17 protein-coding genes and 3 pseudogenes are annotated in these 21842 nt (G+C 59.2%); 16 read left to right on the forward strand and 4 right to left on the reverse strand.

Annotation, left to right across the window (positions count from 1 at the left end; genetic code table 11):
* Window positions 1–347 precede the first annotated feature (347 nt).
* The 5 genes from aceE (at window position 348) to APH27_RS14345 (ending at window position 9322) form a co-directional block, all read left to right on the forward strand.
* Window positions 348–2993 carry a pyruvate dehydrogenase (acetyl-transferring), homodimeric type gene (aceE, locus tag APH27_RS14325; RefSeq protein WP_027917528.1) on the forward strand — a complete coding sequence of 882 codons (2646 nt, stop codon included), beginning with the start codon at window positions 348–350 and terminating at the stop codon, window positions 2991–2993.
* Window positions 2994–3006: 13 nt separating this feature from the next.
* On the forward strand, window positions 3007–4647 hold the full coding sequence (gene aceF / locus APH27_RS14330; RefSeq protein ID WP_060485161.1) for a dihydrolipoyllysine-residue acetyltransferase: 1641 nt from the start codon (window positions 3007–3009) through the stop codon (window positions 4645–4647).
* A gap of 526 nt (window positions 4648–5173) precedes the next feature.
* Window positions 5174–7858 carry a bifunctional diguanylate cyclase/phosphodiesterase gene (locus APH27_RS14335; protein ID WP_060485162.1) on the forward strand — a complete coding sequence of 895 codons (2685 nt, stop codon included), beginning with the start codon at window positions 5174–5176 and terminating at the stop codon, window positions 7856–7858.
* Between the two features lie 168 nt (window positions 7859–8026).
* Window positions 8027–8695, forward strand: a complete 669-nt coding sequence (gene msrA / locus APH27_RS14340; protein ID WP_060485163.1) for a peptide-methionine (S)-S-oxide reductase MsrA — start codon at window positions 8027–8029, stop codon at window positions 8693–8695.
* 3 nt (window positions 8696–8698) lie between these two features.
* A complete protein-coding gene (locus tag APH27_RS14345; RefSeq protein WP_027917532.1) occupies window positions 8699–9322 on the forward strand; it encodes a glutathione S-transferase in 624 nt (207 codons plus the stop codon).
* 82 nt (window positions 9323–9404) lie between these two features.
* Here APH27_RS14345 and APH27_RS14350 read toward each other — a convergent pair whose 3' ends face one another.
* Complete coding sequence (locus APH27_RS14350; RefSeq protein ID WP_027917533.1) at window positions 9405–9905, reverse strand: ATP-dependent zinc protease; 501 nt, start codon at window positions 9903–9905, stop codon at window positions 9405–9407.
* A gap of 182 nt (window positions 9906–10087) precedes the next feature.
* Here APH27_RS14350 and APH27_RS14355 point away from each other — a divergent pair, with 182 nt between their 5' ends.
* Window positions 10088–10975: an acyltransferase gene (locus APH27_RS14355; protein ID WP_060485164.1), complete on the forward strand. Its 888-nt coding sequence runs from the start codon at window positions 10088–10090 to the stop codon at window positions 10973–10975.
* Window positions 10976–11220: 245 nt separating this feature from the next.
* Window positions 11221–12570, forward strand: a complete 1350-nt coding sequence (locus tag APH27_RS14360; RefSeq protein ID WP_060485165.1) for an APC family permease — start codon at window positions 11221–11223, stop codon at window positions 12568–12570.
* A gap of 199 nt (window positions 12571–12769) precedes the next feature.
* On the opposite strand, the pseudogene APH27_RS14365 reads toward APH27_RS14360, so the two are convergent.
* Window positions 12770–13075, reverse strand: a pseudogene (locus APH27_RS14365) (DUF2780 domain-containing protein); the annotation flags it as partial.
* Between the two features lie 186 nt (window positions 13076–13261).
* Between APH27_RS14365 and APH27_RS25910 the strand changes: the two are divergent.
* Window positions 13262–14242: an RHS repeat-associated core domain-containing protein gene (locus APH27_RS25910; RefSeq protein WP_082435123.1), complete on the forward strand. Its 981-nt coding sequence runs from the start codon at window positions 13262–13264 to the stop codon at window positions 14240–14242.
* 221 nt (window positions 14243–14463) lie between these two features.
* On the opposite strand, the gene APH27_RS14370 is transcribed toward APH27_RS25910, so the two are convergent.
* Window positions 14464–15039, reverse strand: a complete 576-nt coding sequence (locus APH27_RS14370) for a DUF2780 domain-containing protein (protein ID WP_060485166.1) — start codon at window positions 15037–15039, stop codon at window positions 14464–14466.
* A 312-nt stretch (window positions 15040–15351) separates the two neighbouring features.
* Here APH27_RS14370 and APH27_RS25915 point away from each other — a divergent pair, with 312 nt between their 5' ends.
* The 8 genes and pseudogenes from APH27_RS25915 (at window position 15352) to APH27_RS26425 (ending at window position 20343) form a co-directional block, all read left to right on the forward strand.
* Window positions 15352–16242, forward strand: coding sequence for an RHS repeat-associated core domain-containing protein (locus APH27_RS25915; protein ID WP_177331674.1), 891 nt, complete (start codon window positions 15352–15354; stop codon window positions 16240–16242).
* A 258-nt stretch (window positions 16243–16500) separates the two neighbouring features.
* Window positions 16501–16742, forward strand: a pseudogene (locus tag APH27_RS26865) (hypothetical protein).
* A gap of 138 nt (window positions 16743–16880) precedes the next feature.
* Window positions 16881–17141, forward strand: a pseudogene (locus tag APH27_RS25920) (DUF3077 domain-containing protein).
* A 135-nt stretch (window positions 17142–17276) separates the two neighbouring features.
* Window positions 17277–18209, forward strand: coding sequence for an RHS repeat-associated core domain-containing protein (locus tag APH27_RS25925; RefSeq protein ID WP_256250586.1), 933 nt, complete (start codon window positions 17277–17279; stop codon window positions 18207–18209).
* Between the two features lie 393 nt (window positions 18210–18602).
* Window positions 18603–18857, forward strand: coding sequence for a DUF3077 domain-containing protein (locus APH27_RS14380; protein WP_060485167.1), 255 nt, complete (start codon window positions 18603–18605; stop codon window positions 18855–18857).
* Window positions 18858–19028: 171 nt separating this feature from the next.
* Entirely contained in the window at window positions 19029–19232 is a 204-nt protein-coding gene (locus APH27_RS14385; protein ID WP_060485168.1) for a hypothetical protein, read from the forward strand.
* 202 nt (window positions 19233–19434) lie between these two features.
* Complete coding sequence (locus APH27_RS25935) at window positions 19435–19908, forward strand: RHS repeat-associated core domain-containing protein (protein ID WP_082435129.1); 474 nt, start codon at window positions 19435–19437, stop codon at window positions 19906–19908.
* A gap of 102 nt (window positions 19909–20010) precedes the next feature.
* Window positions 20011–20343, forward strand: a complete 333-nt coding sequence (locus APH27_RS26425) for a hypothetical protein (RefSeq protein ID WP_156335885.1) — start codon at window positions 20011–20013, stop codon at window positions 20341–20343.
* Between the two features lie 57 nt (window positions 20344–20400).
* Here the strand turns inward: APH27_RS26425 and fdhA are convergent, their stop codons facing one another.
* Complete coding sequence (gene fdhA, locus APH27_RS14390) at window positions 20401–21600, reverse strand: formaldehyde dehydrogenase, glutathione-independent (protein ID WP_027917538.1); 1200 nt, start codon at window positions 21598–21600, stop codon at window positions 20401–20403.
* Window positions 21601–21842: the final 242 nt, after the last annotated feature.

A 21842-nucleotide genomic window follows, 5' to 3' on the forward strand; every position in this document is an offset into this window, starting at 1 on the left:
CGCGGCCAAGAGGAAGCCGGACCACGGTTGGACTGTCATACAAAAGTTGGAAATAGCTGAAAAAAACGAATCATTGGCACGAAACATCAAGATCCACCTGTTCGCGACACACCGCCAACCAACATGAACGTTTTTCCTCACAAGCCGAGGTGCGACCAAACGTCGCATTTGTGTAGTTTTACTACTACCCATGGCGTGCAAAAGCATGAAATGCCGAAGCAAATGTAGTAAAACTACACGGCGCCGGGAGACACCCCGGTAATCCAAGAATTCACGACGTCTGCCCATAAGGCCAGTCGCAAACTCAGGCCCCCGATTCTGGTGGCCTTTCCGCCCTGGAGCAAGCCATGCAAGACCTCGATCCAATCGAAACCCAGGAATGGCTGGATGCCCTGGAGTCGGTCCTCGACAAAGAAGGCGAAGACCGCGCTCATTACCTGATGACCCGCATGGGCGAGCTGGCCACCCGCAGTGGCTCCCAGCTGCCGTACGCGATCACCACGCCATACCGCAACACCATCCCTGTCACCCACGAAGCACGCATGCCTGGCGACCTGTTCATGGAACGCCGCATTCGCTCGATGGTGCGTTGGAACGCGCTGGCCATGGTGATGCGCACCAACCTGAAGGACTCGGACCTGGGCGGCCACATCTCCAGCTTCGCTTCCAGTGCCACCCTGTACGACATCGGCTTCAACTACTTCTTCCAGGCGCCGACTGAAGAACACGGCGGCGACCTGATCTTCTTCCAGGGCCACGCATCGCCAGGCGTTTACGCCCGTGCCTTCATGGAAGGCCGCATCAGCGAAGACCAGATGAACAACTTCCGTCAGGAAGTGGACGGCAACGGCCTGTCTTCGTACCCGCACCCATGGCTGATGCCTGACTTCTGGCAGTTCCCGACCGTTTCGATGGGTCTGGGCCCGATCCAGGCTATCTACCAGGCACGTTTCATGAAGTACCTGGAAGCGCGCGGCTTCATCCCGGCCGGCAAGCAGAAGGTCTGGTGCTTCATGGGCGACGGCGAGTGCGACGAGCCGGAATCCCTGGGCGCAATCGCCCTGGCCGGCCGCGAGAAGCTGGACAACCTGATCTTCGTCATCAACTGCAACCTGCAGCGCCTCGACGGCCCGGTTCGCGGCAACGGCAAGATCATCCAGGAACTCGAAGGCGTGTTCCGTGGCGGTGGCTGGAACGTCAACAAAGTCGTCTGGGGCCGGTTCTGGGACCCACTGCTGGCCAAGGACACCAACGGTGCCCTGCAGCGCCGCATGGACGAAGTCATCGACGGCGAGTACCAGAACTACAAAGCCAAAGACGGCGCGTACGTTCGTGAGAACTTCTTCAACACCCCAGAGCTCAAGGCCATGGTCGAAGACCTGTCCGACGACGAGATCTGGAAGCTCAACCGTGGCGGCCACGACCCGTACAAGGTCTACGCGGCTTACCACCAGGCTGTGAACCACAAAGAGCAGCCGACTGTCATCCTGGCCAAGACCATCAAGGGCTACGGCACCGGTGCTGGCGAAGCCAAGAACACCGCGCACAACACCAAGAAGGTCGACGTCGACAGCCTGCGTCACTTCCGTGACCGCTTCGACATCCCGGTCAAGGATGCGGACCTGGAGAACCTGCCGTTCTTCAAGCCGGAAGAAGGTTCTGCCGAAGCCCGTTACCTGGCCGAGCGCCGCGCAGCCCTGGGTGGCTTCGTACCGCAGCGCCGTGCGAAGAGCTTCAGCGTACCGACCCCATCCCTGGAAACGCTGAAAGCGATCCTGGACGGCTCGGGCGACCGCGAAATTTCCACCACCATGGCCTTCGTGCGTATCCTCGCGCAACTGGTCAAGGACAAGGAAATCGGCCAGCGCATCGTTCCGATCATCCCAGACGAAGCCCGTACCTTCGGTATGGAAGGCATGTTCCGCCAGCTGGGCATCTACTCGTCGGTCGGCCAGCTCTACGAGCCAGTCGATAAAGACCAGGTGATGTTCTACCGCGAAGACAAGAAGGGCCAGATCCTCGAGGAAGGCATCAACGAAGCCGGCGCCATGTCGTCGTTCATCGCTGCCGGTACCTCGTACAGCTGCCACAACCAGCCGATGCTGCCGTTCTACATCTTCTACTCGATGTTCGGCTTCCAGCGCATCGGCGACCTGGCCTGGGCCGCTGGCGACAGCCGCACCCGTGGCTTCCTGATCGGCGGTACCGCCGGCCGTACCACCCTCAACGGTGAAGGCCTGCAGCACGAAGACGGTCACAGCCACATGATGGCGGGCACCATCCCGAACTGCCGCACCTACGATCCGACCTACGGCTACGAGCTGGCGGTGATCATCCAGGACGGCATGAAGAAGATGACCGAAGAGCAACAGGACATCTTCTACTACATCACCGTGATGAACGAATCCTACCAGCAGCCAGCCATGCCGGCCGGTGTCGAGGAAGGCATCATCAAGGGCATGTACCTGCTCGAAGAAGACACCCGCGAAGCCGCGCACCACGTACAGCTGATGGGCTCCGGCACCATCCTGCGCGAAGTCCGCGAAGCGGCGAAGATCCTGCGTGAAGAGTTCAACGTCGGTGCCGACGTGTGGAGCGTCACCAGCTTCAACGAACTGCGTCGCGACGGCCTGGCCGTGGAACGCGCCAACCGCCTGAAGCCTGGCCAGAAGCCACAGCAGACTTACGTCGAGCAGTGCCTGAACGGTCGCAAGGGCCCGGTCATCGCGTCCACCGACTACATGAAGCTGTTCGCCGAGCAGATTCGCCAGTGGGTTCCAAGCAAAGAGTTCAAAGTCCTGGGTACCGACGGTTACGGTCGCAGCGACAGCCGCAAGAAGCTGCGTCACTTCTTCGAAGTCGACCGCCACTTCGTGGTGCTGGCTGCCCTGGAAGCCCTGGCTGACCGCGGCGAGATCGAACCCAAGGTTGTGGCTGACGCCATCGTCAAGTTCGGCATCGACCCGGACAAGCGCAACCCACTGGACTGCTGAGGAGTATTTTTAAGTGAGCGAACTCATTCGCGTACCTGACATCGGCAGCGGTGAAGGTGAAATCATCGAGCTGTTCGTCAAGGTCGGTGATCGTATCGAGGCTGACCAGAGCCTGCTGACCCTGGAGTCCGACAAGGCCTCCATGGAGATCCCGGCGCCCAAGGCCGGTGTGATCAAGGAACTGAAGGTCAAGCTGGGCGACCGCCTGAAAGAAGGCGACGAGCTGCTGGTCCTGGAAGCCGAGGGCGCCGCTGCTGCGGCCCCTGAGGCCCCGGCGGCCGCCGAAGCTCCGGCTCCAGCGGCTGCGCCTGCTCCGGCCGCCGAAGCGGCTCCTGCTCCGGCAGCAGCTCCGGCTGCCGCCAGCGTGCAGGACATCCACGTGCCGGACATCGGTTCGTCGGGCAAGGCCAAGATCATCGAAGTGCTGGTCAAGGTCGGCGACACCGTCGAAGCCGACCAGTCGCTGATTACCCTGGAGTCCGACAAGGCCTCCATGGAAATCCCGTCGCCGGCTGCCGGCGTGGTCGAAGAAGTCCTGTGCAAGCTGGAAGATGAAGTCGGCACTGGCGACCTGATCTTCAAGCTCAAGGTCGCGGGCGCTGCCCCTGCTGCCGCTCCGGCTCCAGCCGCTGCAGCACCAGCCAAGGCTGAAGCTGCCCCAGCAGCCGCGCCTGCCGCTGCCACCCCGGCTGCTGCCCCGGCTCCGGTCGCTACCGCCCCGGCTGCCGGCAGCAATGCCAAGGTTCACGCCGGCCCGGCGGTTCGCCAGCTGGCCCGTGAATTCGGTGTCGACCTGGGCGCAGTTGCCGCCACCGGTCCGCACGGCCGCATCCTGAAAGAAGACGTGCAGGTCTACGTCAAGGCGATGATGCAAAAGGCCAAGGAAGCCCCGGCAGCCGCCGGCGCAACCGGTGGCGCTGGCATCCCGCCGATCCCTGCCGTGGACTTCAGCAAGTTCGGTGAAGTGGAAGAAGTGGCCCTGACCCGCCTGATGCAGGTCGGTGCCACCAACCTGCACCGCAGCTGGCTGAACGTGCCGCACGTGACCCAGTTCGACTCCGCCGACATCACCGAGCTGGAAGCCTTCCGCGTTGCGCAGAAGGCCGTGGCCGAGAAGGCTGGCGTCAAGCTGACCGTGCTGCCACTGCTGCTCAAGGCCTGCGCCTTCCTGCTCAAGGAACTGCCGGACTTCAACAGCTCGCTGGCGCCAAGCGGCAAGGCCATCATCCGCAAGAAGTACGTGCACATCGGCTTCGCCGTGGACACCCCGGACGGCCTGCTGGTCCCTGTAATCAAGAACGTCGATCAGAAGAGCCTGCTGCAACTGGCTGCCGAAGCCGCTGCACTGGCCGAGAAGGCGCGCACCAAGAAGCTGTCGGCTGACGACATGCAAGGCGCCTGCTTCACCATCTCCAGCCTCGGCCACATTGGCGGCACCGGCTTCACGCCGATCGTCAACGCGCCGGAAGTGGCGATCCTGGGCGTCTCCAAGGCGACCATGCAGCCAGTCTGGGATGGCAAAGCCTTCCAGCCGAAGCTGATGCTGCCACTGTCGCTGTCCTACGATCACCGTGTGATCAACGGTGCTGCCGCCGCGCGCTTCACCAAGCGCCTGGGCGACGTGCTGGGCGACATCCGCACCATGCTGCTGTAAGGCGGCACACTGCCCCTCCTGGCGGGGGGCAGTACACTTTTCGAGCTGCCACGCTCGTCCCTCAACCCCGTCGATTGGCGGGGCTTTTTTTTGTCCGCCTTTAGCGTTTTAGCGCCTGTGAAATCGAGCGCCGCCCGCGCGGCGCATCGCGGATGAATCCGCTCCTACATTTGTTGCAACGTGGCCATGCCTGTGAGGCCATGGTTGCCCGCCTTGTCTGCAAGGCTCAAGTCGTGCGCGAGGCAGGCGATCATGGCCTGTCAGGTTCGGCACGTTGCAACAAATGTAGGAGCGGATTCATCCGCGATGCGCCGCACGGGCGGCGCTCGATTTCACAGGCGGCAAAACCGTCAAGACGAACACCCGCCTACCCCCAAAAATCCGACAGGCGCCTAAGGATTTCAGCCCAGCGGCCGAAAACATATACATGACAGCCCTCATGGCCGCTTGCCAGCCTCAGGGACATGATGCAACCTTGCCAGATGCGCCGCCGACCAGGCCGCGTCCCCCTTCAAGCGAGTCTTCGATGAAAAGCCAACCCGATGCCGCCAGCCGTGTGGCGGCCGAGGTCGTCACGCAGCTTCCCGTGCCCTCGCGGCTCGGTATGCTGCGTTTCGAAAGGCTGAACGAAGCCAGCTGGGCGATGCTCTACCTGGACCCGGCCTGCGATCGCCAGTTCGGCCTGCCCGCTTCCGAGCTGTGCGCACTGATCGACTCGCCCTATGCCAGCCTGATGGAGCCTGAGGCACGCTACCGGCTGCACGATGAAATCCAGCTGCAACTGAGCAACCGTGGCTACTACCGCGTGCGCTACACCCTGCATGCCCAGTCGCGCGCCCTGCGCCTGCTGGAAGCCGGCGAGGCGTTCAAGCAGCACAACCGCCAGCTGCTGCGCGGGTTCCTGACGGTGCTCGACGACGAAGTCGACAGCGACCTCGACACCAACGACCTGGAATCGCGCAATAACCGCCTGCAACTGGCCCTGCAGATCAACCAACGTGCCCAGCAGGAACAGCTTGAGCATCTGGAGCGCGTGCGTGCCCAGCAGGACCTGATCCTGCGCCTGGCCCGCCAGCGCTACAGTGCCGAGAACTCGCTGATCGAAGCTGCCCAGCTGATTACCCGCAGCGCCTGCGAAATCTACAAGGTCGACAGCGCCAGCATCTGGCACCTGGACGAGCAGCGCCTGGAGCCGATCAGTGCCTGGTTGCGCAACGAGCAGGCGCACCGCCTGCCCGAGCCGATCGATGCCAGCCGCTTCCCCGACTACCTGGAGGCCCTGCACGCCAGCCGTGCCATCGACGCGCACAACGCCAACCACGACCCTCGGACCCGTGAGCTGGCCGAGAGCCTGTATGCCGACAACAACGCCATGCTCGACGCCAGCATCCGCGTCGATGGCCAGGTAATCGGCGTATTGTGCCTGGAGCAGACCGGCCAGCCGCGTGCCTGGCAGTCGGATGAAATCGCCTTTGCCGGCGAGCTGGCCGACCAGTTCGCCCAAGTCATCACCAACCACAACCGGCGTACCGCCGCCAGCGCCCTGCACCTGTTCCAGCGGGCCGTGGAGCAAAGCGCCAGCGCCTTCCTGCTGGTCAACCGCGACGGCGTGGTGGAGTACGTCAACCCAAGCTTCACGGCCATCACCCAGTACAGCACCGAGGAAGTCCAGGGCCACCCTCTGGCCGAGCTGCCAGCCCTGGAAAACCTCAGCGAGCTGCTGTTCGACTCGCCGTCGAGCCTGGCCATGGGCAACAGCTGGCAGGGTGAATTCAAGAGCCGGCGCAAAAACCTCGAGCCCTACTGGGGCCAGCTGTCGATCTCCAAGGTGTACGGCGACAACCGTGAGTTGACCCATTACATCGGCATCTACGAAGACGTCACCCAGACCAAGCTGGCCCAGCAACGCATCGAGCGCCTGGCCTATACCGACAACCTGACCAACCTGGGCAACCGCCCGGCGTTCATCCGCAAACTCGATGAGCGCTTCGCCCGTGACAGCGAGAACCCGATCTGCCTGCTGCTGGTGGACATCGACAACTTCAAGCGCATCAACGACAGCCTCGGCCATCAGACCGGCGACAAGCTGCTGATCAGCCTGGCCCGGCGCCTGCGCAATAGCCTGAGCGTCAACGGCGTGCTCGCCCGTTTCGCCAGCAACGAGTTTGCCGTGCTGCTCGATGACACCAGCCTGGAAGACGGCCAGGGTGTTGCCCTGCAGTTGCTGCGCACCCTCGACAAGCCGATGTTCGTCGACAACCAGCTGATCAACGTCACCGCCTCGGTAGGCCTGGCTTGCGCGCCGTTGCACGGCAGCGACCCGACTACCCTGATGAAGAACGCAGGCCTGGCCCTGCACAAGGCCAAGGCCAACGGCAAGCACCAGGTGCAGGTGTTTACCGAAGTGCTCAACGCCGAAGCCAGCTACAAGCTGTTCGTCGAGAACAACCTGCGCCGCGCCTTGACCCAGAACGAGCTGGAGGTGTTCTACCAGCCCAAGCTGTGCCTGCGCAGCGGCCGCCTGCTGGGGCTGGAAGCGCTGCTGCGCTGGAACCACCCCGAGCGCGGCATGATCCGCCCGGACCAGTTCATCAGCGTGGCCGAAGAAACCGGCCTGATCATCCCCATCGGCAAGTGGGTGGTGCGCCAGTCGTGCCGCATGAGCCAACAGCTGCAGCAAGCCGGCATGGGCTGCCTGCACGTGGCCATCAACCTGTCGCCCAAGCAGTTCTCCGACCCCGACCTGGTGGCCTCGATCGGCTCGATCCTCAAGGAAGAAGGCCTGCCCGCGCACCTGTTGGAGCTGGAACTGACTGAAGGTCTGCTGCTGGAAGCCACCGAAGACACCCACCGCCAGCTCGACGAGCTCAAGGCCCTGGGCCTGACCCTGGCCATGGACGACTTCGGCACGGGTTATTCGTCGTTGAGCTACCTGAAGAAATTCCCGATCGACATCATCAAGATCGACCGCAGCTTCATCAACGAGATCCCCGACAACCAGGACGACATGGAAATCACCTCGGCGGTGGTGGCCATGGCCCACAACCTCAAACTCAAGGTGGTGGCCGAAGGCATCGAGACGCCAGAGCAACTGGCGTTCCTGCGCCGGCACCGCTGCGACGTCGGCCAGGGCTACCTGTTCGACCGGCCAATCCCGGGCCGCGAGCTCGAAGAAAAACTCAAGCGCTACCCGCGCGGTCCAATGGCCTGACAGCCGCTTAAAGGTCGGGCACACTAGATCCCATTCGGGCCCTTTCGCGGGCAAGCCCGCTCCCACAGGTACTGCACAGTCTTCGAAATCTGTGCAGTACCTGTGAGGGCGGGTTCACCCGCGAAGGCCCCAACACCTATTCAACTGAATCAACACAGAGGAACGGCCATGGTCCTGCGTTCGGAAATCCTGGTGAACAAAAACGTCCTGCCCACTGCGGAGCAGGCCCTGCCTGGCCGCGAGACGCCCATGCAGCTGCCCGAGTTCCACTACGTGTTCAAAAGCACCCCGCTGCTCGGCCCGTTCTTCGAAGGTGCCATCGACTTCGCCATCTTCGGCCTGGGCTGCTTCTGGGGCGCCGAGCGCCGCTTCTGGCAGCGTGAGGGCGTGGTCAGCACCGTGGTCGGCTACGCTGGCGGCTTCACGCCGAACCCGACCTACGAAGAAGTCTGCTCGGGCCTGACCGGCCACACCGAGGTGGTGCTGGTGGTGTTCGACAAGGACAAGGTCAGCTACCAGCAGCTGCTGGCGATGTTCTGGGAGCTGCATAACCCGACCCAGGGCATGCGCCAGGGCAACGACGTCGGCACCCAGTACCGCTCGGCCATCTACTGCACCAGCCCTGAACAGCTGGCGCAGGCCAAGGCCAGCCGCGATGCCTTCCAGGCCGAGTTGAACAAGGCCGGCTTCGGCGAAATCACCACCGAGATCGACCAGGCACCGACCGTGTACTTTGCCGAGGCCTACCACCAGCAGTACCTGGCCAAGAACCCGGACGGCTATTGCGGCATCGGCGGTACCGGCGTGTGCCTGCCACCGAGCCTGCAGGGCAACTGAACCATGAGCACGATGACCCTGTTCCACTCGCCACTGTCGCCCTTCGTGCGCAAGGTCATGGTGGTGCTGCACGAGACCGACCAGCTACAGCGCGTGAGCCTGCAACCGGTGAACATCAGCCCGGTGAGCGGCGACGAGCAGCTCAACCAGGGCAACCCGATCGGCAAGATCCCGGCGCTGCGCCTGGATGACGGCACCGTGCTGCACGACAGCCGGGTGATCTGCGAGTACCTCGACCTGCAGCATGTCGGCCTGCCACTGCTGCCGCGCGAGGGCTCGGCGCGCTGGCGGCGCATGACGCTGGCCTCACAGGCCGATGCGATCATGGATGCGGCAGTGTCCAGCCGTTACGAGAGCTTCCTGCGGCCTGAGGAGAAGCGCTGGGACGGCTGGCTTGAAGCGCAGGCCGAGAAGATTCGCCGCAGCCTTGCCGACCTTGAGCAGGAACACCTGGCCGAGCTGGCATCAGGGTTCGATCTCGCCGCGATTGGCGTGGCTTGTGCGCTAGGGTATCTGGACCTGCGTCAGCCGAAATTTGGCTGGCGGGAGCGCCAGCCTGGCTTGGCGGCGTGGTATGCCGAGGTAGCCAAGCGGCCATCGATGGTAGCCACAGCCCCGACAGCCTGACGGGCCAATCGCGGATGAATCCGCTCCTACACACCTGTAGGAGCGGATTTATCCGCGATGAGGCCAGTACAGGAAACAACAATCAGCAGTCAGGCTTGCCAGCGGTAAACTTCTTGGCCGGGTTGACCGCCGCCTTGAACTCGCGCAGCGCCTTGGAGCCCACCAGCAGCGGGTAATTGAAGTGGCTGCGGTCCACCAGGTTGACCTCCATGGTGCGTTTCACACCCCCCAGGCACATCTCCAGGTCGACCACCGGCCGCTTGGAGATTTCCGGTGCATCACCCTCATCCTCTTCATCGGCACGGCCCTTGATCTTGCTGATGCGCGAGACCTGGTGCTCATAGACCTTGCCGTCGGCGTCCTTGGTCGCCAGGCGGAAACGTACCCACTCCTCGCCATCGCGGGTGAACAGCTCGATGTCCTTGGCCGACAGCGAGGCGGTCCAGGCACCGGTGTCCAGCTTGGCTTTCAGGGTCTGGCCAAGCTCGGGCAGCTTGATGTTCTCGTAACGGCCATAGAGCGTGGGTTCGGCGGCCATGACCGGCAACGCCAACAGCGATAACAGGGCAAGCAGGGATTTCACAGGCAGGCTTCCTTGAGAAGAGTCAGTGCTTAGACTGCAATGGCAGGATAGGTTCGCTGTCACAAGCCTAACCAACATGTTGTGAAACATTTGTCCTCGCCGTCGGGCATTGGACATTTGGCGTAGACCGCAGCGCTGCTTATCATTGCGCCCTGCTAATTTCTCACAACAAGAGTTTCCTTATGCGTCGCCTGTTTACCGGCATTCTTACGACCACAATGCTGCTGCTCAACACCGTGGTGTTGATCTGCCCGCTGCTGGTCTTCGCCCTGCTCAAACTGGTGCTGCCAGGCCGTGGGCGTGACTATGCCTCATGGGCGGTGATGTGGGTCGCCGAAACCTGGTCGGAAATCGACAAGGCCATCTTCGCCCTGTGCATCCCCACCCAGTGGGACGTCCGCGGTGTGGAAAACCTGCGCAAGGACACCTCGTACCTGGCCGTCAGCAACCACCAGACCTGGGTCGACATCCCGGCGCTGATCGAAAGCCTCAACCGCCGTACGCCGTTCTTCAAGTTCTTCCTCAAGAAAGAGCTGATCTGGGTACCGCTGCTGGGCCTGGCATGGTGGGGCCTGGATTACCCGTTCATGAAGCGCTACAGCAAGGCCTTCCTTGAAAAGCACCCAGAGCTCAAGGGCAAGGACCTGGAGATCACCAAGGCCGCCTGCGAACTGTTCAAGCGCCAACCGGTGACAGTGGTCAACTACCTGGAAGGCACCCGCTTCACCGAAGCCAAGCACCGTGAACAGCAATCGCCCTACCGCTACCTGCTCAAGCCCAAGGCCGGCGGCGTGGCATTTGTGCTGGCGGCGCTGGGCGAGCAGCTGGACGCACTGCTGGATGTGACCATCGTCTATCCCGGCAACCAGGCACCGGGGTTCTGGGCCTTGCTCAATGGCAGCATCAGCCGGGTGATTATCGACATTCAGGTGCGTGAGCTGGACCCGGCGTTATGGGATGGGGATTACGAGAATGACCCTGAGTTCCGGCAGTCCGTGCAGGCCTGGGTGAACCAACTGTGGCAGGAAAAGGATCAGCGCATTGAGCGACTTCGCACGGAAATGAACTGAGATTTTCATGGCCTGTGCCGGCCTCTTCGCGGGTGAACCCGCTCCCACAGAGATTGCACAGGCCTTCAGATTTGCGCAGTACCTGTAGGAGCGGGTTTACCCGCGAAGAGGCCGACACAGGCGTGCGCATAACCCCGATTAAAACCCAGGCTAATAATTAGAATAAGTAATACTTTTTTGTCATTACCCACCTAAGTGGATAAAAATCGACCAAAGCACAACTACAAAAAAGCCTGGATCGATCGATGGCCAACCCACCCAGCTCCAACTCCGCCCAACTGCGCCGTGTCCTCAGCCTCCCCGCCCTGGTGTTCTTCGGCCTGGTGTACATGGTCCCGCTGACCATCTTCACCACCTACGGCATCGTCACGGAACTCACCGGTGGCCGCACCGCCGGCGCCTACATGGTGACCCTGGTAGCCATGCTGTTCACCGCCGCGTCCTACAGCTTCATGGTCAAGCGCTTCCCGGTTGCGGGCTCGGCTTACTCCTACACCAACATGGCCTTCGGCCCCAACGTCGGCTTTCTTGCGGGCTGGTCGCTGCTGCTCGACTACCTGTTCCTGCCGATGATCAACTACCTGCTGATCGGCCTGTTCCTCAACATCGCCTTTCCCGCCATCCCGGCCTGGTCCATTGCCTTGGCCTCGATCGTGCTGGTGACGGTGCTCAACGTGGTCGGCATCCATTCGGTAGCCAAGACCAGCAACCTGATCGTCGGTGCGCAGATCGTCTTCATCGTGGTGTTTGTCGCGCTGTCCTGCCAGTCGCTGGCAGGCCAGCCGCTGGACCTGCTGTCGCCGCTGATGGGTGATGGTTCCAAGCCAGGTTTCGGCGCGATCATGGCCGGCGCGGCGGTGCTTTGCCTGTCGTTCCTCGGCTTCGACGCCGTCTCTACCCTGGCCGAAGAATGCCGCGACGCCCGCCGCGACGTGCCACGGGCGATCATTCTCACTACCCTGTTCGCCGGCCTGCTGTTCACCGTGCTGGCCTATGTCAGCCAGCTGGTCATGCCAGGCACCACCTTTGCCAATGCCGATGCGGCGGCCAACGAGGTGATGTTCAAGGCAGGCGGGCAGTTCCTGGCCAACTTCTTCACTGCCGCGTACGTTGCCGGCAGCCTCGGCTCGGCGCTGGCCTCCCAGGCGGCGGTGTCGCGCATCCTGTTCACCATGGGGCGCGACAACGTACTGCCTCGGCGCAGCTTCGGTTACCTGTCGCCACGCTTTGGCACGCCGGTGTTCGCCATTGCCCTGGTGTCGGCATTCTCGTTGCTGGCGTTGGTGATCGACCTGGCCACCCTGGCCTCGCTGATCAGCTTCGGTGCGCTGGTGGCGTTTTCGGCGGTGAACCTGGCGGTGGTGAAGACCCACCTGATGGGCGAAGGTGCGCAGCGCAACCTCAAAGGGCTGCTGTGCTATGGCGCGGTGCCGCTGGTGGGCTTGGCACTGACGTTGTGGCTGTGGACCAGCCTGTCGGCGCTGACCTTGGTGATTGGCCTGTGCTGGTTTGCCCTGGGTCTGGCGTACCTGGCCGTACTGACCGCCGGCTTCCGCCGCCCGGTGCGCCTGGTGGACTTCACCGAAGCTGCATGACCCGACGCAATACTGTCATGCTGGGATACATCGATCTTGTAGCCTGCGCTGCACCTGTAGGAGCGGCCTTGTGTCGCGAAAGGGCCGCAACGCGGCCCCTTCAATCTTAAAGGTGAAGCTGAAATTCTGGGGCCGCTGCGCGGCCCTTTCGCGACACAAGGCCGCTCCTACAGATTCCAGCACTGGCGCTACAAATTCCTCAGACCGAAGGTTGGGTCAACGGCGCCGGAGTAGTCCACAAACTCCCCAGATTCTGCAACAGTGACCCGGCAATCCCCTGCTGCCCCAGGTACTGCAGAATCAACGGCGCAAACTGCCCGATCATCCCGGTATCCATCCCCAGCGCCTTGAAGGCATTGTCCAGGTCGCCACGGTTCTCCACATCGTTGCCCAACGCCTTGTCCAGGGCCGACTGGCTGCCCTTGTCGCTGCCCAGCAACTCACCCAACCCGCTCAGCCCGCCCAAGGCATAGGCGCCCGACAGCAGGTCCAGGCCCGGCACGGCCCACGGCCTGCTCAGGGAGCATGGGAAATCAGGGTTGTTCAGCACCGTAAGTCGGTGTTCAGGGAGCATCAAGCACGCCATGCTCCGCTTACCTATCAGTTTTGCCAGTAGCGCCAATACCTACGTACTCAGCATGCTAGTGACACCCTACGAGCAGACCGGGTGTTGAGCCACCAGGAGAATAAAATGCGAGCTGACAAGAAACTAAATCGTCTGTTTTATCAGGACGGCAAGGTGAGCGCTGTAAAAACGGGCGATACAACCAGGAGGTTACTGCGCCACGGCGGAACGCTGCTCACTGACAAATCCAGTGCAGCCGATCTCGCCTTGCTGGCGACCAGTCTCAGCGGATCTGTATTGCGGGTCGTCCATGGCGACCACGATGAAATACGCAACTACTCATGCTATGGCTTCGAACTCAATCAGTCACAAGAGAACGCCATTGGATTCAACGGTGAAATGTTAGACCTGGCTACCCAGTGTTATGCGCTGGGCAACGGCTATAGGCTTTTTAGCCCGACGGCAATGCGTTTTCACTCACCCGACAACTTAAGCCCTTTTGATCGCGGAGGGATCAACGCCTATTGCTATTGCGTGGGAGACCCCACTAACAAAATTGACCCGAGTGGGCACTTAGCTCAACTCCCACCTCGAAGCTCATGGCTACATACACACTCCCGCGAAGCTAGGATCATGCAGGCAACTAAAGAACTATCGCATGCTAGGCGCGGAGTCATCAATAAACGCCACCATATAGCAACCGCATTGAGTACCCCAGGCTCTTTATTCCCAAACAAGCGCAAGGTGTTAGCACTGGCCAGATCCGAACTTGCAAAATATGAAGCTCAGGAACACTACGCCGTTAAAGAAAACATGGCCCTTGGGCTCGAAATACCCTCTTACACCCGGGATGAAATCTTAATCAATAACCATTACTTTGCCGTGAAAGATCGACAACAACCCGCACGCACAACGAGAATCTCCAAGCCCACACCCAGTTCGTCAACTCACATATTGAATACACAAGAAAGAGAAACTAAATATTCACACCTTACTCTTAAGGAGACACAGTTTTACAATGATCGGCAACCCCTCCAGATCATATGGAGGCCTCTGGAAAAAATTCGTAATGCTCGCGATCAACAGGATCTTCAATCGCTCATATGAATGTTTAGACCCGCGGCCCGCTCTCGAAAATAAAGGGCCGACCCTAGCGCTTGTAGATAGTGCCAAAGCAATCACTCGCTAAAGAGGTTTTTAACGATATCGCTACCTCAGGTGATGTCGGCACAAATAGGTAAAAGGCCCAGTGATTCCGCAGGGCCTTTATCTAGCGAGAACGGAACTGCCCGGGATTTCGCTGTGGGTAGGTTGCAGAGCCAGCCCACTCAAACAGACGGCGTGGTCGTCGGCGCAGGGTTAGTCCACAGGCTGCCCAGGTTCTGCAGCAGCGACCCGGCAATGCCCTGCTGACCGAGATACTGGAGAATCAGCGGGGCAAACTGGCCGATCATCCCGGTATCCATCCCCAGCGCCTTGAAGGCGCTGTCCAGGTCGCTGCGGTTTTCGACGTCGTTGCCCAGGGCATTGCTCAGAGCAGACTGTTTCTCGCTGTTCTTGCCGAGCAGATCACCCAAGCCGCTGAGGCCGCCAAGCGCGTTGGCACCGGAGAGCAGATCCAGGCCCGGCACCGCCTTGGTCAGCTGGCCATAGTCGTCGCTGCTCAGGTTATTGCGCGCCAGCCCCAGCATCGCCCCTGCCCCGCCCACGGCCTGTTCAGGGGTGATGTTCAACTGGCTGCCCAGGGTATTGAGCAGATTGGCCTGCCCTTCCGGCGCTTGTACCTGGCCTTGTTGCTTCTGGGTCTGCATGGCGGAGACGGCGTTGGCGGCGTCGCTGAAGTTGAAGGCGAACACCGGGCTTGCGGCCAGGGTCATCAGGGTTGCCAGGGTGAATGCTTTCATCGGGAGGGACCTCATGGGCCGTGATGGCCTGCGGAAACGAGGCGTTTGACTGAAGGATCGGAGATTTGTTCCAGGCCCCGTGTCGCGTGATCAAAAGCACTTAATTAGCCCGATCTCCAAAGCGTCACCTGAGGTCTGCTGGCCTATTCTGCGTACCTATCATTTTTGCCAGTAGCCGAGCACTCGCTTCTGGATTGATTCTATGGAGGTTGCGATCAGTATAAGTCAGTGGAGCAGATGATCCGACACTGCAACCGGGCTGAACCACACCTGATACAGCTCTATCGAAGCCACGGCAAAGGGAGCAACCTCATGAACAAACAAACATCCGTGCAATTCTTTTACAACAAAGGAAAAATATCTAACTTAGGCAATGACAACCTCATAAACAGGATTTTTCGAACGCCTGAATTATCGTTAGCCGAACTGAAACCACAAAGAGCAAACGCCGACTTACTAATGATAAGTAATAGTGGTTCCGTGCTAGAGGCTTGCACACCTAACGACAGCCAAAAAAACGTTTACTCAGCTTATGGCTACAGCAGCGCCGCAGCCGCGCTATCAGCTTTTAATGGGGAATATTTAGATGATTTTCTTGGCAACTATATTCTGGGCAGCTATCGCACGTTCAGTACGAACTTGATGCGCTTCCAATCACCTGACAATCAAAGTCCATTCGACAATGGCGGCATTAATGCCTATGCCTACTGTCAGGATGACCCTATCAATAATACCGATCCCTCTGGCCACTTCATTTGGAAATATCTCACCAGCGGATTTAGCCGCGAAACTTCAAGTTCACGGTATGGCTCCGCGACGCGTACGATCCGCACATATGCAGAGGTGAAACATCGATCGCTAAGCAAGAATGAATATAAAGCCACCAAGAATGAAGTTACTCAAGAACATCGGTTTCTTACATACAAGTTTAATAAATACCGAGCAATAAACGCACCAAACCATGGTCAAAAGACACTGCCCGGAAACACTCGTACCGAGAAGTCAAAACTCCAATATTACGAGAGCAGGTTAAATGAAATAACCAAGACGTTAGCAAATTTAAACGACTTCACTGAAGCCTCAGTCAATACAAAAACCCGATACTTCACAAAAGAAAACCATCGTATCTATTTAGACCTTCTAACTAAAGACAGCAACCCCATTGAAGTAGCCGCTTCCATGATGACCATCCGACAAGCATGAACATCACCGGCGCCGGATCATGTAACAACTTGAATGCTACCTGTGAGCCGTAATGCGGCTCCAAACTCTGGGCGGACGTTACAAAATCAGCGACCGGCTTTGACAGGCCGCTTTCGTCAACCACATGGCTTTGCTTCTATGGCAGCTGTGCAGGGGGCACTCACGTGCGCCGGGTTTTGGTTGACCTACCGGTCTGTCAACCCAGGTACAGCTGCCACCCTCTTGTTTGACAGCAGGTCGGTGGTGGCATCATTCATCATGCTAAAGATCGTCCCCATTCAACCCACGCCTCCCATTCCCTCGAAGACACCCTCATCTAGGCCAAGGACTACGCGCTGTGCGCCCAAACCGTGGCGCATCAGGCGATTCTACTGCAGACCAAATCACCGGTCTCGATTGTGATGATAGCCACGATGCATGAGCTTGAAGCGCTGCGGGTGCTGCTTGAGGCGGCGTTGATCCAGGCGCAGATGCCGGCGGAGCCGCGAACACTGCGCTAGGACTTGAGCCTTGTGTTGGCTGGGCTGGCCCTTCGCGGCTGAAGCCGCTCCTACAGGGGCCGCACAAGGCCTGTAGGAGCCGCTTCAGCCGCGATAGGGCCGGGCCTGGCAGTCGAGAAACTTCAGGGAGATTGAATCATGGCCAGCGACGACACCAAGACCACCGTAGGCAAGACCTTTTTCTACGAGGGCGAAGGCCACACCCACCCGCTGTTCTGCATTGCCCCGGGCATTCCCTGCCAGAGCGCGCGAACAGGCCTCGGAACTGATGGGCTATGTGCGGGACTTGACCCTTGACGGCCTGATGGACAACAAACCGCAGTTGCTTTGGGCTTTACATTATATGGCGCGTTGGCCAAGGCGCTGATGGATGATGCTGAGTTGGTGATGATGGGCTGAGTGATGGATTGGCGACTGGACTGTCACCACGTTTGCAGACCGTCTCAATCTTGTGACCTGTTAAAACTGCTAGTTGTGATGGGCTTAAAAGCCATGCAAAGTGCCGATACAGCAATGACTTCTCAGGCCACCACCATGAGTACCTCTTCCACTCGCAAGCGCAAACAGACTCTGGCGCCGCAGCAGAGCTTGCATTTCTATAAAAACGATCAATTGGCAACAGAAGTAGCCGCCAACGGCAATCGGCACGTGTTATGGGCAAATGACGTGGCGCTGGCCCAACTTGCTCAATCGCGAACAGCAGAGATGCTTCGTGTTGACCATGCTAATTCAGTCCTGGGGCTTGCATCTGGATCAGTGGCGTATTCACCCTACGGATACTTGGCCACAGAAAAACTGCACGCATTGCTTGGATTTAACGGGCAGTGGTGTGATCCGCTTACTCAAGGGTACCCCTTGGGTGCTGGACGTCGAATATACAACCCCTCACTCATGCGCTTCTGCAGCAATGACAAATTGAGCCCATTCGAGAAAGGTGGGCTGCACCCATCGGCATACTGTGGAGGGGATCCGATAAATCAGCTCGACCCTACGGGTGAATTTCGGGTAACGATGCTACAGAAACCAATTGCGGTTGTTCAACGCGGTCTCAGACAGATCCGGGCCGCAACGGCCAAATTTGGCACTTATGGGTTTCATAGCCCCAAAAGTACACCGCAGTTCTTTGACACACCACAAACCAACACCACAAGCCGAGCGATCAATGCATCACAACCCTCTGAACGACAACCACGACTTTTACCTGGTACAACTTCATCCTCTCCAGCGACCAATTACACTGCTGCATCAAGTATTATTTCAGCCCCCACCCCCTCCTCCTCAAACACTATAATGCCTCGCAACAGTGATAATAACTCATCACAAAATACGAAAACAAAAGTCAACCGAAGGCCCTACGATTATGATAGCGCCGGCACTGGCAGGGGCTCGGCATTCGAGATATTAACTGCATTCGTGATAATTGGCGTAGGTATTTGGCTAATAGTGAAAAATACTCGACAAAGCTAAGCACTGCCTCGCGCTGCGCGCAAGCGCCTCTCCAGTCGAGAGGCCTCAATTGCTCATATCAACCCTGACAGCATTCATTGCTCGGTTCGACTTGGCCTACCCGAGCTCTTAGGGTCTGCGTGAAACGCCTTGAGACGAAGGTCAGGCAAGGCGAAACAGCCAAGGAAGCGGAGTTTACGGGTTGTAATGAGCATTCCGGGGCTGTTTCCAACGGAGCATCAAGGCGTTTCACACAGAGCCTAAGATTGTCCCCGATCTACCACAAATCCCATTCCCTCGAAGACACCCTCATCTAGGCCACAGACTACGCGCTGTGCGTTCAAACCGTCGCGCATCAGGCAATTCTGCTGCAGCCCAAATCGCCGGCCTCGATTCTGATGGTGGCCACAATGCATGAGCTTGAAGCGCTGCGGGTGCTGCTTGAGGCAGACATTTTTCTACCAGGGCGAAGGCCACACCCTCCCGTTGTTCTGCATTGCCCCGGGCATTCCCTGCCAGAGCCCGCGCGAACAGGCCTCGGAACTGATGGGCTATGTGCGGGACTTGACCATTGACGGCCTGATGGACAACAAACCGCAGTTACTTTGGGCCTCGCATTATCTGAGCGCGCTGGCCAAGGCGCTGATGGATGATGCAGAGTTGGGATGATGCGCTGATTGACGGGTTGGCAGGGCTGGCCTCTTCGCGGGCAAGCCCGCTCCCACAGGCCCCCCTTTCAGGCCACAAAACTAGTAATTCTGCCAGTATCAAAATCCCTGCGGCTGTTCAGAATGGGCTTCGAGCAGCCTCCATTCATCCAGCACGGCAGGGACTTGAATCATGAGCAAAATATCGAACCGCTCGCTTTTCTTCTACCAGGGCGACAAGCTGATCACCTTGAAACAAGGCGACCAGCATGTCGCCATCTTCCGCAATGCGGAACAACCGCTGGCAGAGCTGAGTACAGACAAAACCCAGACCGGCGGCTTGCTGGCCACCGATGACAAAGGCTCGGTACTTGTGGTGCAAAACCATGACGAGTAAGGCGCCGTTGAATGATGCTGAGTTGGGGATGATGCGCTTAGCCTCGCGTCGGCCCTGCCGGCCTCATCGCCGGCAAGCTGGCTCCCACAGGGCCCGCGTGAGCCTAAGAAACTGTTATTTCTGCCAGAATCAAAATCCCTGGTCCTATTCAAGATGAGCTTCGATCAGCCTCCAATCATCCAGCACGGCAGTGACTTGAATCATGAGCAAAGCCTCGAACCGCTCGCTCTTCTTCTACCAGGGCAACAATCTCGTCACCGTGAAACAGGGCGATCAGCATCGCTCCATCTTTCGCAGTGCTGGGTTACCGCTAGCTGAGCAGCAACTACAAGGTGACTCAACGTCCAGCCTGCTAGCCACAGATGATAAGGGGTCGGTGCTCAAGGCGTTGGACGCTGAAAAAGAGCAAACCCGCAGTTATTCTGCATACGGACACGACCCTAGGTCGCTATCAACCCGCGCCGTGATGGGATTCAAGGGTGAGTTTTATGACGTGAGTTCCCGGGGGTATCTACTAGGCAATGGTTATCGAAGATACAGTACTGTTTCAATGCGCTTCTGTTCAACTGACCGGCTGAGCCCATTTGGTGCCGGCGGGCTGAACACTTACTGCTTTGTCAGATGCGACCCAGTAAACCTTTCAGACCCGTCCGGACATATGCCCCTCGCTAAATAAATAACGAACCTGACTGAGCCTGATATATTTACCAACATTATCAAGCATCTTGACTTTGATTCTGCAATATCACTATCAAAAGCAAACAAACATTTGAACACAATGACAAAACCGGCCTTGCAAAACATCAAGCGCTTACTTGACAAGCCCGAAAAATTGATCGGCGCCGCACTCGGCAAAGAGAAAAATATTGCCAAAGCACATGCAGGTGAACTGCTAGTTCGACGGTCAGATATAGATATCTCTCAGTTCCCCTCAACTGATGCACCAACAGAAGCGCTGCTGGACAACATTCGAATCGCGAGAAATTTCCGTGCGGCACAAAATCGCAGAACCCCGTCAACTGATTCAACACCGTACGGCTCAGATGCTGAGGACGAAATGCAAAGGATAAATGAGGGGATACGAAAAACTCTAAAAGTGCCTCAATTATAAGATTAAAAATAAAAATATAGCCCCTCAATGCGAAGGGCTATATTCATTCAACGAATATTACGCCGCGCCCCACATCTTGTGCGGGTCAATCACAAACTTCTTCGGCACCCCTGCATCGAACTCGCCATACCCTTCAGGCGCCTGATCCAGGTTGATCACTTGCACACCCACCACCTCGGCAATGTTGATGCGGTCCCACATGATCGCCTGCATCAGCTGGCGGTTGTACTTCATGGTCGGGGTCTGGCCGGTGTGGAAGCTGTGCGACTTGGCCCAGCCCAGGCCGAAGCGGATGCTCAGCGCGCCAATCTTGGCAGCGGCATCCACCGCGCCTGGGTCTTCGGTCACGTACAGGCCCGGGATACCGATGTTGCCGGCAACGCGGGTAACTTGCATCAGTGAGTTCAGCACGGTGGCCGGTGCCTCGTGCTTGGCACCTTCGTGGCCATGGCCGCGGGCTTCGAAGCCGACGGCGTCGACGGCGCAGTCCACTTCCGGCTCACCGAGAATGTCGACGATCTGCTCGTGCAGCGGGGTGTCCTTGGACAGGTCGACCACTTCGAAGCCTTGGGACTTGGCGTGGGCCAGGCGGGCTGGGTTGAGGTCACCGACGATCACGCAGGCGGCGCCCAACAGGCGCGCCGAGGCGGCGGCGGCCAGGCCGACCGGGCCGGCACCCGCTACGTAGACGGTGCTGCCTGGGCCTACGCCGGCGGTGACGGCGCCGTGGTAGCCGGTCGGCAGGATGTCGGACAGGCAGGTCAGGTCACGGATCTTTTCCATGGCCTTGTCGCGATCCGGCAGTTTCAGCAGGTTGAAGTCGGCGTACGGCACCAGCACGTACTCGGCCTGCCCGCCGGTCCAGTCGCCCATGTCGACATAGCCGTAGGCGCCGCCAGCGCGGGCCGGGTTGACGGTGAGGCAGACACCGGTGTGCATCTCTTTGCACGAGCGGCAGCGCCCGCACGCGACGTTGAACGGTACCGACACCAGGTCGCCGATCTTCAGGCGCTCTACGTCACGCCCCAGCTCGACGATTTCACCGGTGATTTCGTGGCCCAGGACCAGGCCGACCTGGGCAGTGGTGCGGCCGCGGACCATGTGCTGGTCGGAGCCGCAGATGTTGGTGGAGACCACCTTGAGGATCACGCCGTGCTCGATCTTCTTGCCGCGTGGGTCTTGCATTTTCGGGTAGTCGATCTTCTGTACTTCGACCTTGCCAGCGCCGAGATACACCACTCCACGATTGCCAGACATGCTCTTACCTCGCTTGATTTTTATTTATGCAGCGGTGGTGGAACGCGCCGCCGTCCATGGGCGGCATGTGTTACTGGAATGCAGGGAATTGTGGGCTTGATACGGCGGTTTGCACTGACTGGAAACGACAGGGAGATGCCTTTTAACGGCAGGGGAAAAGCTGGGGCCGCTGTGCGCCCCTTTCGCGACGCAAGGCCGCTCCTACAGGAGAATGCGATACCTGTAGGAGCGGCCTTGTGTCG

This window comes from Pseudomonas sp. NBRC 111123 (genome assembly GCF_001320205.1).
GTDB classification, from domain to species: domain Bacteria; phylum Pseudomonadota; class Gammaproteobacteria; order Pseudomonadales; family Pseudomonadaceae; genus Aquipseudomonas; species Aquipseudomonas putida_J.

What these genes read in the sequence shown, in the direction of transcription:
- aceE (WP_027917528.1), top strand. Translation starts at nt 348, where the DNA reads ATGCAAGACCTCGATCCAATCGAAACCCAGGAATGGCTGGATGCCCTG.
- APH27_RS14335 (WP_060485162.1), top strand. Translation starts at nt 5,174, where the DNA reads ATGAAAAGCCAACCCGATGCCGCCAGCCGTGTGGCGGCCGAGGTCGTC.
- msrA (WP_060485163.1), top strand. Translation starts at nt 8,027, where the DNA reads ATGGTCCTGCGTTCGGAAATCCTGGTGAACAAAAACGTCCTGCCCACT.
- APH27_RS14345 (WP_027917532.1), top strand. Translation starts at nt 8,699, where the DNA reads ATGAGCACGATGACCCTGTTCCACTCGCCACTGTCGCCCTTCGTGCGC.
- APH27_RS14355 (WP_060485164.1), top strand. Translation starts at nt 10,088, where the DNA reads ATGCGTCGCCTGTTTACCGGCATTCTTACGACCACAATGCTGCTGCTC.
- APH27_RS14360 (WP_060485165.1), top strand. Translation starts at nt 11,221, where the DNA reads ATGGCCAACCCACCCAGCTCCAACTCCGCCCAACTGCGCCGTGTCCTC.
- APH27_RS25910 (WP_082435123.1), top strand. Translation starts at nt 13,262, where the DNA reads ATGCGAGCTGACAAGAAACTAAATCGTCTGTTTTATCAGGACGGCAAG.
- APH27_RS14370 (WP_060485166.1), bottom strand. Translation starts at nt 15,039, where the DNA reads ATGAAAGCATTCACCCTGGCAACCCTGATGACCCTGGCCGCAAGCCCG.
- APH27_RS25915 (WP_177331674.1), top strand. Translation starts at nt 15,352, where the DNA reads ATGAACAAACAAACATCCGTGCAATTCTTTTACAACAAAGGAAAAATA.
- APH27_RS25925 (WP_256250586.1), top strand. Translation starts at nt 17,277, where the DNA reads ATGAGTACCTCTTCCACTCGCAAGCGCAAACAGACTCTGGCGCCGCAG.
- APH27_RS14380 (WP_060485167.1), top strand. Translation starts at nt 18,603, where the DNA reads ATGAGCTTGAAGCGCTGCGGGTGCTGCTTGAGGCAGACATTTTTCTAC.
- APH27_RS14385 (WP_060485168.1), top strand. Translation starts at nt 19,029, where the DNA reads ATGAGCAAAATATCGAACCGCTCGCTTTTCTTCTACCAGGGCGACAAG.
- APH27_RS25935 (WP_082435129.1), top strand. Translation starts at nt 19,435, where the DNA reads ATGAGCAAAGCCTCGAACCGCTCGCTCTTCTTCTACCAGGGCAACAAT.
- APH27_RS26425 (WP_156335885.1), top strand. Translation starts at nt 20,011, where the DNA reads ATGACAAAACCGGCCTTGCAAAACATCAAGCGCTTACTTGACAAGCCC.
- fdhA (WP_027917538.1), bottom strand. Translation starts at nt 21,600, where the DNA reads ATGTCTGGCAATCGTGGAGTGGTGTATCTCGGCGCTGGCAAGGTCGAA.